Annotated in this window: 12 protein-coding genes; 8 read left to right on the top strand and 4 right to left on the bottom strand. The window is 70.8% G+C overall.

The window, feature by feature from the left end; genetic code table 11:
- Positions 1 to 36 precede the first annotated feature (36 nt).
- The 8 genes from NBY65_RS28890 (at position 37) to NBY65_RS28855 (ending at position 10,340) form a co-directional block, all read left to right on the top strand.
- Positions 37 to 612 (top strand): ANTAR domain-containing response regulator, encoded by a 576-nt coding sequence (locus tag NBY65_RS28890; protein WP_150042397.1) that lies wholly within the window; start codon positions 37 to 39, stop codon positions 610 to 612.
- Entirely contained in the window at positions 609 to 1,559 is a 951-nt protein-coding gene (locus NBY65_RS28885) for an ABC transporter substrate-binding protein (protein WP_150042398.1), read from the top strand. The genes NBY65_RS28890 and NBY65_RS28885 overlap by 4 nt, the downstream gene beginning before the upstream one ends.
- Positions 1,560 to 1,883: 324 nt before the next feature.
- A complete protein-coding gene (locus tag NBY65_RS28880) occupies positions 1,884 to 3,092 on the top strand; it encodes a nitrate/nitrite transporter (protein ID WP_150042399.1) in 1,209 nt (402 codons plus the stop codon).
- An 18-nt stretch (positions 3,093 to 3,110) separates the two neighbouring features.
- Positions 3,111 to 5,546 (top strand): nitrite reductase large subunit NirB, encoded by a 2,436-nt coding sequence (gene nirB, locus NBY65_RS28875; RefSeq protein WP_150042400.1) that lies wholly within the window; start codon positions 3,111 to 3,113, stop codon positions 5,544 to 5,546.
- A gap of 5 nt (positions 5,547 to 5,551) precedes the next feature.
- On the top strand, positions 5,552 to 5,878 hold the full coding sequence (gene nirD, locus NBY65_RS28870; RefSeq protein ID WP_150042401.1) for a nitrite reductase small subunit NirD: 327 nt from the start codon (positions 5,552 to 5,554) through the stop codon (positions 5,876 to 5,878).
- Positions 5,875 to 8,496: a nitrate reductase gene (locus tag NBY65_RS28865; RefSeq protein WP_150042402.1), complete on the top strand. Its 2,622-nt coding sequence runs from the start codon at positions 5,875 to 5,877 to the stop codon at positions 8,494 to 8,496. Before nirD ends, NBY65_RS28865 begins: the two co-directional genes overlap by 4 nt.
- Complete coding sequence (gene cobA / locus NBY65_RS28860; protein ID WP_150042403.1) at positions 8,474 to 9,370, top strand: uroporphyrinogen-III C-methyltransferase; 897 nt, start codon at positions 8,474 to 8,476, stop codon at positions 9,368 to 9,370. The genes NBY65_RS28865 and cobA overlap by 23 nt, the downstream gene beginning before the upstream one ends.
- Entirely contained in the window at positions 9,360 to 10,340 is a 981-nt protein-coding gene (locus NBY65_RS28855; protein ID WP_162530677.1) for a glycosyl transferase family protein, read from the top strand. The genes cobA and NBY65_RS28855 overlap by 11 nt, the downstream gene beginning before the upstream one ends.
- Before the next feature lie 156 nt (positions 10,341 to 10,496).
- On the opposite strand, the gene era is transcribed toward NBY65_RS28855, so the two are convergent.
- The 4 genes from era to NBY65_RS28835 form a co-directional block, all read right to left on the bottom strand.
- Positions 10,497 to 11,405, bottom strand: coding sequence for a GTPase Era (gene era, locus NBY65_RS28850; protein WP_150042405.1), 909 nt, complete (start codon positions 11,403 to 11,405; stop codon positions 10,497 to 10,499).
- On the bottom strand, positions 11,402 to 12,106 hold the full coding sequence (gene rnc, locus NBY65_RS28845) for a ribonuclease III (RefSeq protein ID WP_203330582.1): 705 nt from the start codon (positions 12,104 to 12,106) through the stop codon (positions 11,402 to 11,404). The genes era and rnc overlap by 4 nt, the downstream gene beginning before the upstream one ends.
- 14 nt (positions 12,107 to 12,120) lie before the next feature.
- Positions 12,121 to 12,873, bottom strand: a complete 753-nt coding sequence (gene lepB, locus NBY65_RS28840) for a signal peptidase I (RefSeq protein WP_250265749.1) — start codon at positions 12,871 to 12,873, stop codon at positions 12,121 to 12,123.
- 221 nt (positions 12,874 to 13,094) lie between these two features.
- Positions 13,095 to 15,404, bottom strand: coding sequence for a RelA/SpoT family protein (locus NBY65_RS28835; RefSeq protein ID WP_150042406.1), 2,310 nt, complete (start codon positions 15,402 to 15,404; stop codon positions 13,095 to 13,097).
- Between the last annotated feature and the right edge of the window lie 2 nt (positions 15,405 to 15,406).

The raw sequence follows: 15,406 nt of genomic DNA, 5'->3' as shown, positions 1-15,406 counted from the left end.
CGCAGGCAGGCCGAACAGTATGGAACTGCCGACGGCGTGAAGATCCTGCTGGCTGACGACGATGCTGATCGGGCCGCCTATCTCGCCCGGGCGCTGCGCCGCGACGGCGATATTTCGGTCGTCTGCGCCCTTCCGGGGCAGCTTCTGCACGATGCCGTGGCGCTGCATGCGCCCGACGTGGTGCTGGTGGACATGACCCGGCCCGACCGCGACACGCTCGAGGGGGTCAGGCAGCTTTCCGGCAGCCGCCCGCATCCGGTCGTGCTGTTCGTGGACGAGGACGATCCGGCGTTCATGGAAGAGGCCATTGCCGCCGGGGTCTGTTCCTACAATGTCGGCTCGGTCGCGCCCGCCGAGGTTCGGCCGGTGCTGCGCGCCGCGGTCGCCCTGTTCCACCGCCATGAACAGACCCGTGCCGCCCTCAGCGAGGCCGAGGCCCGCCTGCAGGAACGGGCGCTGATCGACCGGGCCAAGGCCATGCTGATCCGCACCCGCCGCTGCTCCGAGCCCGAGGCCTATCGCTGGCTGCAGCGCCAGGCCATGGCCGGCGGCCGGCGCCTCGCCGACGTCGCCCGCGCGGTGCTGCAGACCAATGGGGAGATCGCGCCATGACCGCCGCCCTGCGCCTCGGCGTGCTCCGTCTTGCCGACAGCGCGCCCGCGGTGCTGGCTGAAGCCGAGGGGCTGTTCGCCGCCGAGGGGGTGGAGGTGGCGCTGCAGGTCGAGCCGTCCTGGGCGAATGTCGCGGACAAGCTGGCCTGGGGCATGCTGGACGCGGCCATTATGCTGCCGCCGCTGGCGCTGGCCATGGCCGCCGGGTTGCGGGGCCGCCGCACCGGCCTGATCGTGCCGATGGGTATCAGCCGCGGCGGCAATTCGGTGGTGGTCGCGCGCGACGTGCCGGCGGGGGCGGATCTGGCCCCCTGGCTGCGCAGCCGCGCGCAGCCGCCGCGCTTCGCCGTCGTGCATGGCTTTTCCACCCATAACCTGCTGCTGCGCCACTGGCTGGCGGCGGGCGGCATCGATCCGGACCGCGCCGTGGAGATCGTCGTGGTGCCGCCCGATCGCGTAGTCGGTGAACTCGCCGCTGGCCGCATTGCCGGCTTCTGCGCCGGTGCGCCCTGGGGGGAGGTTGCGGCGGAGCAGGGGGTCGGTCAGGTCCTGTTGGGCACGTCGTCAATTCGCCCGGGGCATCCGGAAAAATGCCTCGCCCTGGCCGAGGGGCTCTTGCGCAGTCGGCCCGGCGAGGTGGCGGCGCTGCTGCGCGCATTGCTGCGGGCGCAGCGTCTATGTGCCGATCCGGCCCTCGCGCCGGAGTTGGCTGCGCTGCTGGCGGCGCGGCTGGCCTTGCCGCAGGCGGCGGTGCGCCTGGCTCTGCCCGGTGGTGGCGCCACGGAGTGCATCGGCTTCGCCGGGGCGGACGCGATTACGGTCGGGGAGGCGCTCTGGTTCCTGGCGGAGATGCGCCGGTGGGGATGGCTGGAGGACGGCGCCGACGATGCCGCCTTCGCGGCCAGGGTCTACCGGCCGGACGTCCTGGCCGAGCTTGCCGTGGGATAAAGGCAGCTCGACCAGTGGGAATGGGCCTGTGTTCGCCCAAAATATGATCATTTATGCCTGTAAGCGCGGAAAATAGGCAAATATAGATATTTATATGTGCATTTGCCTGCATCGTGAGCGCATCCGGGGTGGCGATTTTGCCCATTCCGTGGTCGCGTTTTGTGGCATGCCCATTGCTCCTTAGCCACTGCCGGGCGCAGCCTGCCCGGGGACGGGCATCCAATGGCGGATGTCCCGTGTCATCGGGGCCGTTCCGGCCTCTGACCGATGCCGGCGGGCCAAGGACGGTCCGCCCCGGGCGCCATGCCCCCGGAGCATCAGCCAATGACCAAGGGTTTCTTCAAGGCCGGGCATCTGCCCACCCTGTTCGCCGCTTTCCTCTATTTCGACCTGAGCTTCATGACCTGGGTGCTGCTCGGGCCGCTCGGCGTCGCCATTTCCCGTGACCTGGGCCTCACCCCGGCCGAAAAGGGGCTGATGGTCGCGGTGCCGGTGCTGGCCGGTGCCATCCTGCGCGTGATCCTCGGCGTGCTGGTCGACCGCTACCGCCCGAAGCGGGTCGGCATCGTCGCCCAGATCCTGGTGATCGCCGGGCTCGGCGTCGCCTGGGCGCTGGGGATCTCCAGCTATCAGGGTACGCTGCTGCTGGGCGTGGTGCTCGGGCTGGCCGGCGCCTCCTTCGCCGTCGCCCTGCCGCTCGCCTCATCCTGGTATCCGCCGGAGCACCAGGGCACCGCGCTCGGCCTCGCCGGCGCCGGCAATTCCGGCACGGTGCTCGCCGCCCTGTTCGCCCCCGGCCTCGCCGTGCTGTTCGGCTGGCAGAATGTGATCGGCCTTGCCACCCTGCCGCTGCTGGCGACGCTGGCCCTGTTCATTCTGCTGGCAAAGGACAGCCCGCTTGCGCCGGCCCGCAAGCGTTTCGCCGATTACATGCGGCTGCTGCGGATCGGCGATGCGTGGTGCTTCATGTTCTTCTATGCCGTCACCTTCGGCGGCTTCGTCGGGCTCGCCTCCTCGCTGACCATCTACTTCAACGATGCCTATGGCCTGTCCGCCGTCGCCGCCGGCTATTGCACCGCGACGGTGGTGTTCGCCGGCTCCCTGGTCCGCCCCCTGGGCGGCGCCGTGGCCGACCGCGTCGGCGGGGTGCGGGCGCTGACCGCGCTCTATGCCGTCGCCGCCATGGCCTTCGCCACCATCGCCACCGGCCCCGGCTCGATCTGGCTGGCGATGCCGGTGTTCCTGATCGGCATGCTGGCCCTGGGCATGGGCAACGGCGCGGTGTTCCAACTGGTGCCGCAGCGCTTCCCGCGCGAGATGGGCATCATGACCGGCCTCGTCGGCATGACTGGCGGCTTCGGCGGCTTCTACCTGGCGTCCAGCCTCGGTTACGCCCGCCAGATCACCGGCAGCTACGGTCCCGGCTTCATGGTCTTCGCGGGGCTCGCCGCCATCGCCCTGGTCGGCATCGCCGGAGTCGGGCGCCGCTGGCGCGGCACCTGGGTCGCCCTCTACAACGCGGCGCGCGTCTGAGCGGGGAGGGCAGGCACCATGAACATGCTCGCACCCAGCCGCCGTCGCCTCGTGCTGGTCGGCAACGGCATGGCCGGCATCCGCACGCTGGAGGAAATCCTCGCCCGCGCGCCAGCCGCCTTCGACATCACCGTGTTCGGCGCCGAGCCACACGGCAACTACAACCGCATCATGCTGTCCCCGGTGCTTGCCGGGGACAAGAGCTTTGCCGACATCGTCACGCATGACCGTCCCTGGTACGCGGAACGCGGCATCGAGCTGATCGCCGGCGAGGCAGTCGCCGAGATCGACCGCACCGCCCGCGTGGTGCGCGGCGAGTACGGCACCACGCGCCCCTATGACGTGCTGCTGCTCGCCACCGGATCAGAGCCCTTCATCATCCCCGTGCCCGGCGCCGATTTGCCGGGCGTGGTCGGGTTCCGCGGTATCGCCGATGTCGAGACCATGCTCGGCGCGGCGCGCACGGGCGCTCCGGCAGTGGTGATCGGCGGTGGCCTGCTCGGGCTCGAAGCCGCCAGCGGCCTTGCCCGCCGCGGCATGGACGTGACCGTGCTGCACCTGATGCCGACGCTGATGGAGCGTCAGCTCGATCCGGTCTCCGCCGGCATGCTCCGCGACGATCTCACCGCGCGCGGCCTGACCATCCTCACTGAAGCCAATACCAAAGCCATCCTGGGCGAGGGCCGAGTCCAGGTCGTGCAACTGGCCGACGGGCGCGAGATCCCGGCCGAACTCGTGGTCATGGCGGTCGGCATCCGCCCGAACGCGACGCTGGCGCGGGCGGCGGGACTCGCCTGTGGCCGCGGCGTGCGCGTGGACGACGCCATGCGCAGTTCCGATCCGCATGTCTTCGCAGTCGGCGAGTGCATCGAGCATCGCGGCGCCACCTACGGCCTCGTCGCCCCGCTCTGGGACATGGCCAAGGTCTGCGCGGATGCCCTCACCGGGGTCGCCGACACGGCCTATGTCCCCGCCGTCACCGGCACAAGGCTGAAGGTCACCGGCATCGACATGTTCTCCGCCGGTGACTTCCTCGGCGATGCCGGTACCGAGGAGATCGTCTTCCGCGACGCCGCCCGTGGCGTGCACAAGCGCCTCGTGCTGCGCGGCGACACGCTTGCCGGTGTCGTGCTCTACGGCGATGCCGCCGATGCCGCCTGGTATTTCGGCATGCTCAAGGCCGGCACCGACGTTTCGGCGCTGCGCGACGGCCTGATCTTCGGCCCCGCAATTGCCGGTGCCCCCGCCGCCGGTGTGGAAAGCCTGCCCGACACCGCCGAGATCTGCGGCTGCAACGGCGTCTCCAAGGGCCGCATCGTCGAGGCCATCACTCGCCTGAAGCTCACCACCGTGGAAGCGGTGCGCGCCCATACCAAGGCCTCCGCTTCCTGCGGCAACTGCACCTGTCAGGTGGAGGCGCTGCTGCAGCACACCGCCGGCAGCGCTTATGACGCGGCCCCCAAGGTCAGGCCGATGTGCAAATGCACCCCGCACGGCCATGACGCGGTGCGCGCGGAGATCCGCGCCCGCGGGCTGAAGACCATCCCGGCGGTGATGCGCGCGCTTGACTGGGCCACGCCGGATGGCTGCGCGTCCTGCCGCCCGGCGCTGAACTACTACCTGCTGTGCGAATGGCCCGGGGAGTATGTCGATGACGCCCAGAGCCGCTTCGTCAACGAGCGCCTGCACGCGAACATCCAGAAGGACGGCACCTATTCGGTGGTGCCCCGCATGTGGGGCGGCGTCACCACCGCCGCCGAGCTGCGCGCCATCGCCGACGTGGTGGAGCGCTACGCCATCCCCGGCGTGAAGGTCACCGGCGGCCAGCGCATCGACCTGCTCGGCGTCACCCGCGAGCAACTGCCGCAGGTCTGGCGCGACCTCAACGCCGCCGGCATGGTGTCCGGCCACGCTTATGGCAAGGCGCTGCGCACGGTGAAGACCTGCGTGGGCTCCGAGTGGTGCCGCTTCGGCACGCAGGATTCCACCGCCATGGGCATCGCCCTGGAAAAGATGGCCTGGGGCAGTTGGACGCCGCACAAGACCAAGCTCGCCGTCTCCGGCTGCCCGCGCAACTGCGCCGAGGCCACGATCAAGGATTTCGGCGTCATCGCGGTGGAGAGCGGCTGGGAACTGCACGTCGCCGGCAATGGCGGCATCAAGGTGCGCGTCACCGACCTGCTCACCAAGGTCGCCACGCCCGAGGAGGTGCTGGAATACGCCGCCGCCTTCCTGCAGCTCTATCGCGAGGAGGCGCGCTACCTGGAGCGCACCGCCCCCTGGGTCGAGCGCGTCGGTATCGACAGCATCCGCCGGCGCCTCGTCGACGATCCCGATGGCCGTCGCGCCCTGCGCGATCGCTTCCTGCACGCGCAGCGTTTCGCCCAGGACGATCCCTGGGCGCAGGAGGCCGAGAAGGCTGAGCGGTTCACCGATCTTGCCGTGGTGGAGTGATGCCGATGGACGGAGGTTTCCCCGCCTGGCGGGATGTCGGCGCGATCGACGACATCCCGCTTCCCGGTGCCCGCACGGTCGCGACCGCCGCCGGGCCGGTTGCCATCTTCCGCACCGCCGACGACCAGGTCTTCGCGCTGTACGATCGCTGTCCGCACAAGGGCGGCAAACTGTCGCAGGGCATCGTGCACGGTCATTCCGTAACCTGTCCGCTGCACAACTGGGTGCTGTCGCTGGAAACCGGCGAGGCCGCGGCGCCCGACGATGGCTGCGCCCGTCGCTTGCCGGTGCGGCTGCAGGGACGGCGCATCCTGCTCGGGGCCGGCGCATGACCGCCGTGCACAGCACCTGCCCTTATTGCGGCGTCGGCTGCGGCGTCATCGCCGGCGGCGAGGCGGTACGGGGCGATCCCGCGCATCCATCCAATCGCGGCCGGCTCTGCTCGAAGGGGGCGGCGCTTTCCCGCACCCTCGATGACAGCTTCCGCCTGACCGAGCCGTTGCTCGGCGGCGTGCCGGCCGGCTGGGACAGCGCGCTTGACCACATCGCCGGTCGCTTCGCCGACACCATCGCCCGGCATGGGCCGGACAGCGTCGCCTTCTATGTCTCCGGCCAGTTCCTCACCGAGGACTACTACGTTGCCAACAAGCTGATGAAGGGCTTCATCGGCAGCGCCAATATCGACAGCAATTCGCGCCTGTGCATGGCCTCGACGGTGGCCGGCCATGTCCGTGCCTTCGGCGAGGACGTGGTGCCCGGCACCTACGACGACTGGGAGCAGGCCGATCTGGTGGTGCTGGTCGGCAGCAACACCGCCTGGTGCCATCCGGTGCTGCATCAGCGTCTGCAGGCCGCACGGGCGGCGCGTGGGACCAAAGTGGTGGTGCTCGACCCGCGCCGCACCGCCACCGCCGAAGCCGCCGACCTGCATCTGCCGCTCGCCCCCGACAGCGACGTGGCAGCGTTCAACGGCCTGCTCGTGCATCTCGCCGGGTCAGGCGCTCTTGATGACGCCTGGATCGGGCGCCATGCCACCGGCCTGGCCGATGCGCTCGCCGCCGCGCGCGCCGACGCGCCCTGCCTCGACGCCGTCGCGGCGCGCTGCGGCGTCGATCCCGAGGCGCTGGAGACCTTCTACGCCTGGTTCGCCGCCACCGAGCACAGCGTCACGGCGTTCTCGCAGGGGGTGAACCAATCGACCGGCGGCACCGACAAGGTGAACGCCATCATCAATGTCCATCTCGCCACCGGCCGCATCGGCCGGCCCGGCATGGGGCCGTTCTCGCTGACCGGCCAGCCCAACGCCATGGGCGGGCGGGAAGTCGGCGCGCTCGCCAACCAGCTCGCCGCGCATCTGCGTTTCGATCACGCCGAGGACCGCGCCGTGCTGCGGGACTTCTGGCAGGCCCCCAACCTTGCCACCACGCCCGGCCTGAAGGCCATCGAGCTGTTCGAGGCGGTGGCCGATGGCCGCGTCAAGGCGATCTGGATCGCCGCCACCAACCCCGTGGCCAGCATGCCGCGCGCCGGCCGCGTCCGGCAGGCGCTGGCGGATTGCCCCTTCGTCGTCGTCTCCGATTGCTGGCCCACCGACACCACCGCGCTGGCTGATGTCGTGCTGCCCGCCGCCGGCTGGGGCGAGAAGGACGGCACCGTCACCAGCTCGGAGCGCCGCATTTCCCGCCAGCGCCCGTTTCGGGCCGCGCCCGGCCTCGCCCGGCCGGATTGGTGGGCCTTCGCTCAGGTGGCGCGCCGCTTGGGCTGGGCGGACCACTTCGCCTGGGACGGCCCGGCTGCCATCTTCCGCGAACATGCCGCGCTGTCGGCCCGCGCCAATGACGGGTGCCGCCTGTTCGATATCGGCGCGCTCGCCGGCCTGGACGATGCTGCCTATGACGCGCTGCGGTCGGTGCGCTGGCCGCTGCCGGCCGGCGCGGCCGGGGAGGGGGGACGGCTGTTCGCCCTCGGCGGCTTCCCCACCGCGGATGGCCGCGCCCGGCTGGTGCCGGTGCGGGCCCCGGAACCCCGACCAGATGGCGCCTTCGTGCTGAACACCGGCCGCGTGCGCGACCAATGGCACAGCATGACCCGCACCGGCCGCGTACCGGAACTCGCCGCCCACACACCCGAGCCGCTCCTGTCCATCCATCCCGGCGATGCTGCCCGACTCGGCCTCGCCGATGGCGCGCTGGCCCGGGTGGAAACGCCGGAGGGCGCGGTCGTGCTGCGCGTCGGCACCACGCACGCCCAGCGCCGCGGCGAGGTGTTCGCGCCGATGCACTGGAGCGGCACCTTCGCGTCCCATGGTACGGTCGCGCGCGCCACCGGTGCCGGCTGCGACCCGCTTTCCGGCCAGCCCGGGCTGAAATCCACGCCCGCCCGGGTGGCACCGCTGCCCGCGCATTTCGAGGGTCTGCTGCTCCGCCGCATCCCCGGCACCGCTCCCGACGGCGTTCACTGGGTCCGCATTCCCTTGCCGGCGGGTGAGCTGTTCCGCCTCGCCGGCCTTGACGCCCAGCCGGAAGGCGACGCGCTCGCCCGCCTGCTTGGCGCCCCTGCCGGGGCCGAAATCATCGAGATGGCCGATCCAGGCCGCCTGACCTTTCGCCGCGCCGCGCTGCTGGGCGGGGAATTGCACGCCATCCTGGCGCTCGCCCGCACCCGGGCGGCCCTGCCGTCCGAGGCGGCGCTGGCCGACCTGCTCGGCCGCCGGGTCGTCCCGACGACACGCCCCCGCCTGCTCGCCGGCATCGCCACGGCACCCGCCGAGGGACCCCGCATCTGTGCCTGCCTCGGTGTTTCCGAGGCCGCCATCCGCCACGCCATCGTGACCCATCGCCTGCACAGCATTGCCGAACTCGGTGCCATGCTCGGCGCCGGCACGAATTGCGGTTCCTGCGTCCCCGAGCTTGAGAGGATCCTGCGCGATGTCCGCGAACCCGCCCTCTGACCGCCCTGCCGGGGTCCTGTTGCGCGCTGCCGACGCGGACGCCGCCCACGCCCTGCTGTCGCTGGCGCAAGCGGCGGGCATCGCGGTGACGCTGGTGGCCCCGGAACCGCCCCCTGTCCCGAAGCGTCCCCGCGCGACCCTGGTCGGCGCCGGACCCGGGGATCCCGAACTGCTCACCTTGCGCGCCGTCCGCGCCCTGCGCGAAGCCGATGTCGTGCTCTACGACGCCCTGGTCGAACCCGCGGTGCTGGATCTTGTCCCGCCCAAGGCCCGCCGCATCGATGTCGGTAAGCGCTGCGGCCGCCACGCCATGAGCCAGGCCGCCATCAACACCCTGATCGTCCGGGAAGCCCGCGCCGGCGCCCATGTGGTCCGGCTCAAGGGCGGCGATCCCTTCATCTTCGGCCGCGGCGGCGAGGAACTCGACAGCCTGCGCGCCGCCGGCGTGCCGGTGGAGGTGGTCCCCGGCATCACCGCCGCCTGCGCCACCGCGGCGCGGCTGGGCATCCCGCTCACCCATCGCGACGTGGCGCGCTCACTGCATCTGGTCACCGGCCATGGCAGCGACGGCGCCGTGCCGGGGCATGACTGGGCCGGACTCGCCGCCTCCGGTGGCACCGTCGCCGCCTACATGGCCGCGCGCACCCTGCCCACCATCGCCGCCCGTCTCACCGAGGCCGGCCTGCCCGGCTCCACCCCCGCCGTCGCCGTCGAGAACGCGAGCCGCCCCGGTGAGCGCGCGCTGTTCGGCACGCTCGCCGAGTTGCCCGCCTGCTTGCACGAACAAGGGTTTTCCGGTCCCACTCTGGTGCTGATCGGCGCGGTGGTCGCGCTGGCACAGGCCCGGAAAGACACGCTCCATCGTGCCGCCTGAGACATCGCTCGCCCGCTTCGCCGAATTCGTCGCCGCCCTCGGGCGCGGTCCGGGCAAATCGCGCGCGCTCACCCGCGACGAGGCGCGCGAAGCCTTCACCATGGCCCTGGCCGGGGACGTGGATCCGCACCAGCTTGGCGCCTTCCTGATGCTGCTGCGCTACCGCGGCGAGGACGGCGCGCAGATCGCCGGCATGGTCGAGGCGGCCCAGGCCACGTTGCCTCCGGCCCCCCCGGCCGATCTCGACTGGCCGAGCTACGGCGCCGGCCGCACCCGGGGCCTGCCCTGGTTCCTGCTTGCCGCGCTGGCGCTCGCCCGATCGGGCGTACGGGTGCTCATGCACGGCTCGAACGAACTCGGCAGCGCGGTTTCCGTCGCCGACGGGCTGGCGGCACTCGGCCTGGCGCCGGCCCGCGACATGGACGCGGCGGCGGAGTCGCTCGATCGCACCGGCTTCGCCTATCTGCCGGTGGCCACGCTTGCCCCCGCGCTTGACCGGCTGCTTGGTCTGCGCCGCCTGTTCGGGCTGCGCTCGCCGGTGAACACCGCGTCCCGCCTGCTCGATCCGGCGCGCGCGCCGGCCGGAGTCGATGGCGTGTTCCACCCGGCCTATCTGGATGTGCATCTGGCGGCGGCCGAATGCCTGGGCCGCCCGCGCCTGCTGGTGCTGAAAGGCGGCGGCGGCGAAGCCGAGCGCGTCCCGGCCAAGCCGGGGACGGCGTTCCTCTGGTCACAGGCCGGCGGCCGGACGGAAATCGCCTTGCCGGGTCAGCCCGGCCTCGTTCTCGCCGAGACCCTGCAACGCTCGCCGGATCTCTTCGCCGCCGTCTGGCACGGCGAGGCCACGCCACAAGCCGCGATCATGACCATCCAGGCGACGATCGGCCTCGCATTGCTGGCCCTTGGGCGGGCACAGGATCCCGGCGAAGCCGAGGCCGAAGCAGCGCGGATCTGGGCGGATCGTCGCTGACGTGGCGGGGCGTTGCCCCGCGCCCCACCAGGAGGCTTTGCCTCCTGGACCTCCACCAAGGGCTTCGCCCTTGGAACCCATGACTCTGTGCCGCGCAGCGAGAATGGGATCCAAGGGCCTTGTGGCCCTTGGCGGGTCACGGGCAGAGCCCGTGCCTTACGCTTCCGGCGGGTCTTCCAGCCCCAGCGCCCGCAACCGGGCCCCTTCCTCGTCCCATCCCCCGCGTTCGCGCACATTGAGGAACAGGTGCACCGGCCGTTCGAACAGCCGGGTCAGTTCGGCGCGGGCGCGGGCGCCGATGTCGCGGATACGGGTGCCGCCCTGGCCGATCAGGATCGCCTTCTGCCCGGCACGCGCGACGTAGATGGTCGCCTCGATGCGCACCGACTTGTCCTTGCGTTCCTGCCAGGACTCGGTCTCGACCGTGGTGCCGTATGGCACTTCCTCGTGGGTCTGCAGGAAGACCTGTTCGCGCACGATCTCGGCGGCGAGCAGCCGGTCGGGCAGGTCGGTCAGGTCGTCGTCCGGGTAGAGATGCGGGCTTTCCGGCATGGCGGCGGCCAGGGCCGCGAGCAGGGCTTCCAGCCCGTCGCCCTTGGCGGCGCTGACCATGAAGGTCTGCTCGGCCGGCACCAGCGTCGCCAGCTCGGCGGTGAGCGGCAGCAGGCGCGGCCGGTCGATCAGGTCGACCTTGTTCAGCACCAGCCAGATGCGCCCGCCCCGGGCCTTGATCCGTTCGGCGATGGCGCGCACGTCGTCGGTGAGGCCGGTGCGGGCGTCGACCAGGAACAGCACCAGGTCGGCGTCCTGCGCCCCGGTCCAGGCGGCGTGGACCATGGCGCGGTCGAGCCGGCGGCGCGGGCGGAAGATGCCCGGCGTGTCCACCAGCAGGATCTGGGTGGCCTCGCGCACCAGGATGCCCAGCACGCGGAAGCGCGTGGTCTGGGCCTTCGGGGAGACGATCGAGAGCTTGGCCCCGGTCAGCCGGTTGAGGAGGGTCGACTTGCCGGCATTCGGCGCGCCGACGATGGCGGCAAAGCCGCAACGAGAAGGTGTATCGGTCATCCGCGCAGTTTCCGCAGCAGGTCCTCGGCGGCAAGGCGTTCGGCGATGCGCTTGCTGCCGGCCGTGCCGGTGCCTTCCTGGCCGGCGGCGGCGACCGCGATCACGAACACCGGATCATGCGGCGGCCCTTCGCGGGAAACCATGGTGTAGTTGGGCAATTGCATGCCGCGCGCGAGCAGCCATTCCTGCAGCGCCGTCTTGGGGTCCTTGGGCGGCTCGGCCAGGCTGTTCATGGGATCGTCCCAGGCGTGGCGGACGAACCGGCGCGCGGTTTCCAGCCCGCCGTCGAGATAGAGCGCGCCGATCAGCGCTTCCATCGCGTCGGCCAGCACGGTGGCGAGCCGGCGCACCCCGGCGCGGGATTCGCCCGGCGCCACCTGCAGCACGGCAGGCAGCCCCAGGCGCTCGGCGATGCCGGCGAGCACGGGCTGCGAGACCAGATGCGCGAGTCGGGGGCCGAGCTGGCCTTCCTGCTCCTGCGGGAAACGTTCGGCCAGCCACTCGGCGATCAGCAGGCCGAGCACCCGGTCGCCGATGAACTCCAGCCGCTCGTTGGAACCGGCGCCGTTGCTGCGGGCGGTCCGCCCGCGGGCGAGCAGGCGGCCGGCCACCGCGGAGCGATGGGTGAGGGCCTCGCGCAGCAGGTCGGGTTTGGCGAAGTCGTGCCCGAGGATCTCCTGCGCCCGGGCGTGAGCCGGCAGCGCGGCCTGGCCGCTCAGTGAATCCCCGAGAAGAGACGGCGCCAGCGGATCTCGAACGGCCAATCCCAGAACTCCCACAGCGACGCGGAGCCGCCGATCGACAGAAAGATGAATTCAGCCCGGCCGACCAGGTTCTCGACCGGCACGAAGCCGACGGCATTGAGGACACGACTGTCGAGCGAGTTGTCGCGATTGTCGCCCATGGCGAACACGTAGCCGTCGGGGACCTTGTATTCCTGCGTATTGTCGAGCGGCCCGTCGTCGGTCGCCTTCAGGATGTAATGTTCCCGCCCGCCCGGCAGCGTTTCCAGGTAGCGCTTGAGCAGCATGCGCGGCCCGTCGCCCTCGGCGATGTATTCGCCGGCGGGCTTGCGGGGTACGGGCTGGCCGTTGATGTAGAGCTGGCCCTGCTTCATCTGCACGCGATCGCCGGGCAGGCCGATGATGCGCTTGATGTAGTCCTGGCTGGTGTCGCGCGGCAGCTTGAACACGGCGACATCGCCGCGCTGGGGCATGCGGCCGAAGATACGGCCGTGGAACAGCGGCGGCGACAGCGGCAGCGAGAAATGCGAATAGCCGTAGCTGTACTTCGAAACGAACAGGTAGTCCCCCACCAGCAGCGTCGGGATCATCGAGCCGGATGGGATGTTGAACGGCTCGAACGCGACCGTGCGGATCGCGATGGCGATCAGGCCGGCATAGACGATGGTCTTGATGTTCTCGACGAGTCCACTGGACTTACGCCGAGCCATGGATTGCTGCGCCATCGGAAGGGGAATGCCTGGGGTTCTTGGGCTGGGCGGGTGGCGCGGATGAAGCCCACCCCTTCCGGTTCTGTCAAGGTAGCGGCGGAACCATGCGCCTGCCGCGTCATGGCGCGACCGCCGCCGCGGCCCTGGCAGGGCGGGTGAAGCTTCGGTGACAGGGCGCGCAGCCCGGGCCTGTCATGCAGCCGCAGCACGGCCGATGCCGGTGTTTCCCAAAGGGGTCAGCCGCGCGCCCGATCCACCTGGTGCACCACGCTGGCCGCGCGCAGGGCGGCGATCACGCGGCCGAGATGGCCGAGATCGCGTACTTCGACGTCCACCACCGCCTCGAAGAAATCCTGCTGGCGGTTGACCACGCGCAGGCTGGCGATCGCCCCGTCCTGCTTGGCCACGGCGTTGGTGATCTCCGCGAGCGCCGCGGTCTCGTTGCTCGCGATCACCGAGATCCGGCCGACATGGCCTTCGCCCTTCAGTTGCTTGGGGTCGGCGGTGAATGCGCCCGGCTCCCATTCCACGTCGATGAAGCGCTCCGGGGTGGCGGCGAAGCTCTCCAGGGTCGGGCATTCGCGGGTGTGGATGGTGACGCCCTTGCCGGTGGTGACGATGCCGACGATGCGATCGCCCGGCAGCGGGTGGCAGCAGCCGGCGTAGTGGATCGCCATGCCGGCGACCAGGCCGCTGATCGGCAGCTTGGTGCTGCCCCCGCCCGGGCGCGGCTGGCGCGGCGGCAGGCTCGGCATCATGCGCGGGGCGCGCGGGGCCTGGCGCAGCTCCGGATAGGCGGCGGTTACCACTTCGCGGGCGCCGATATTGCCGTTGCCGACGGCGGTGTAGAGGTCGTCGAGGGTGGCGGCCTTCAGGCCCTGGCCCTTCAGGGCCTGCTCCAGCACTTTTTCCGACCCGTCCACGCCTTCCTGGCGGAAGGCCTTGGCCAGCGCGCTCTTGCCGGCGTCGCGGTATTGCTGGCGCTGCTGCTGCAGCACGTAGCGGCGGATGCGCGCGCGGGCCTTGCCGGTGACGACGAAGCGTTCCCACTGCGGGCTGGGCGTGCCGCCGCGGGAGGTCATGATCTCCACCTGGTCGCCGTTCTGCAGCTCGTGGCGCAGCGGCATCAGCCGGCCATTGACCTTGGCGCCGACACAGGTGTCGCCGACCTGGGAATGCACGGCGTAGGCGAAATCCACCGGCGTCGCGCCGCGCGGCAACTGGATCAACTGTCCCTTCGGCGTGAAGCAGAACACCTGGTCCTGGTACAGCTCGAGCTTGGTGTTCTCGAGGAACTCGTCGGTCGAGGAGTTCTCCAGGATTTCCAGCAGGTCCTGCACCCAGCGGAAGCGCTGCGCCTCGGCGGCGGCGGCGTCGTGCTGCTTGTAGATCCAGTGCGCGGCCAGGCCGTTCTCGGCGATGTCGTGCATCTCGTCGGTGCGGATCTGCACCTCGATCTTCTGGTTGCGCGGCTCGCGCAGCGTGACGCCGGTGTGCAGGCTCTGGTAGCCGTTCGGCTTGGGGGTGGAGATGTAGTCCTTGAAGCGCCCGGCGATCACCGGATAGGCGGCGTGCACCGCGCCGAGCGCCGCGTAGCAGGCTTCCCGCGTCGGCACGATGATGCGGAACGCCATGATGTCGGAGAGCTGCTCGAACTGGACGTTACGACGCTGCATCTTCTCCCAGATCGAGTAGGGCGATTTCTCCCGTCCGGAGACGCCCTGCACGTGGATGCCGCAATCGCCGCAGACCTTGGCCAGTTCCGCCCTGACTTCCTCGATCACGTCCGCACCCTGGCCGCGCAGGAAGTTCAGCCGGGCCTGGATGGTCTCGTAGGCCTCGGGCTCGAGCTGGGCGAAGGACAGCGTCTGCAGCTCGGTCTTCAGCGCGTCCATGCCGATGCGCTCGGCCAGCGGCGCGTAGATCTCCATGGTCTCGCGCGCGATGCGCTGGCGCCGCGGTGCCTGGGTGACGAAATGCAGCGTGCGCATGTTGTGCAGCCGGTCGGCCAGCTTGACCAGCAGGACACGGATGTCCTTGCTCATGGCCAGCACCAGCTTGCGGAAATTCTCCGCCTGTTTGGTGCGGTCGGACTGCAGTTCCAGCCGGGTCAGCTTGGTGACGCCGTCGACCAGCCCGGCGATCTCGGCCCCGAACTTCTTCTCAAGCTCGGCGCGGGTGATGCCGGTGTCCTCGATCACGTCGTGCATCAGCGCGGTGGCGATGCTGCCGACATCGAGGCGGTAGCCCGCCAGGATCTCGGCGACCGCGACGGGATGGGTGATGTAGGGATCGCCGTTGTCGCGCTTCTGCTCGCGATGCGCCTCGGCGGCGAGGGCATAGGCCCGCTCGACGATGCCGATATCCGCTTTCGGATCGTAGGAGCGCAGGCGGTTGAGGATGGTGGAAATATCGGTCGTCGCGGGGGTGTCGGGCCCGCGTGGCGGCAGGATCGTGACCGAGCCTGACGGCGGGGCGTTGCTGGTCGCCCCGTCGGGCCGCGGTGGCGGCGCGGCGCGCCAGGGATCCGGAGCGCCGCCCGTCATCG

Origin of the sequence: Rhodovastum atsumiense, from assembly GCF_937425535.1 — a bacterium.
Taxonomy (GTDB): domain Bacteria; phylum Pseudomonadota; class Alphaproteobacteria; order Acetobacterales; family Acetobacteraceae; genus Rhodovastum; species Rhodovastum atsumiense.
This window is presented reverse-complemented; position numbering and strand designations above follow the sequence as displayed.